This window comes from Aeromonas sp. PrichA-15 (assembly GCF_017939245.1).
In the GTDB taxonomy this organism is placed as follows: Bacteria; Pseudomonadota; Gammaproteobacteria; order Enterobacterales; family Aeromonadaceae; genus Aeromonas; species Aeromonas caviae.
This window is the reverse complement of record NZ_JAGKRH010000367.1, coordinates 1-293: the sequence shown is the minus strand read 5'-3', so window position 1 is coordinate 293 and position 293 is coordinate 1. Positions and strand designations below refer to the sequence as shown.

The 293-nt window shown below is 54.3% G+C and carries 1 pseudogene; it reads right to left on the bottom strand.

The features are described 5' to 3' along the window. Positions 1-293 (bottom strand): annotated as a pseudogene (locus tag J9889_RS23245) (hypothetical protein); the annotation flags it as partial.

Here is a 293-nt window from a genome sequence, read left to right as displayed (position 1 = left end):
TGAATTGGCTCAAGCGTCTCCTGCTCGACCTGAAAGGAGATATACCAGTGCCCGGCTGCTTGGCTGACGGTCGCGTTTTTAATTTTCCCTTCAACTGGCTGGGACTGACGGAACTTGACCCACGCCAGCCCGGCAGGCAGCTTCACTCGACCCTTTTCAAGGCGGCAATACTTGTCGAAGTTGACGAACCGGATAGCGTCGCGGTTGTCGCTTTTTTTCTTGAATACGGGTGCCTTGGCGGCGAGTTTCTTATCAAAGCAGCGCATCCACGCGCCATGCAAATCCTTGAGCTT